We start from the raw sequence: 315 nt of genomic DNA, 5'->3' as shown, positions 1-315 counted from the left end.
TTTCACCGCATTCTCTGCAAAAGACTTGATGACCGAAGTAGGGATGCGTGCCTGCCGCAGAAAGGCCGTGACGGAGATAGTGTAGGAAAAGGCCTCGCCGAATCGGAGTTTCTGGATGGAGAGAAAGTCATCTGTGAATCGAAGCTCCTCTTCCAGCAGAACAAAATCATTTTCTACCTGTGCCATAAACCGGAAATATCGGTTCAGGTAAGTGGTCAGAGCCAACAACTGCTCAAAATCGCCAGTAAGGGAGGCATTGTAAACCGCATTAAAGCAGTTGCCCAGAAAATGCGGGTTGATCTGCATCTTTAGATT

1 protein-coding gene is annotated in these 315 nt (G+C 47.6%); it reads right to left on the bottom strand.

Going from position 1 to position 315, the window contains the following annotated elements; genetic code table 11:
- Window positions 1–315: histidine kinase (locus tag P0G09_RS17280; protein ID WP_275253288.1), on the bottom strand; the 315-nt coding region annotated here is incomplete at both ends.

Origin of the sequence: Faecalibacterium sp. DFI.5.82 (assembly GCF_029076575.1) — a bacterium.
Classification (GTDB): Bacteria; Bacillota; Clostridia; order Oscillospirales; family Ruminococcaceae; genus Faecalibacterium; species Faecalibacterium duncaniae.
This window is presented reverse-complemented; position numbering and strand designations above follow the sequence as displayed.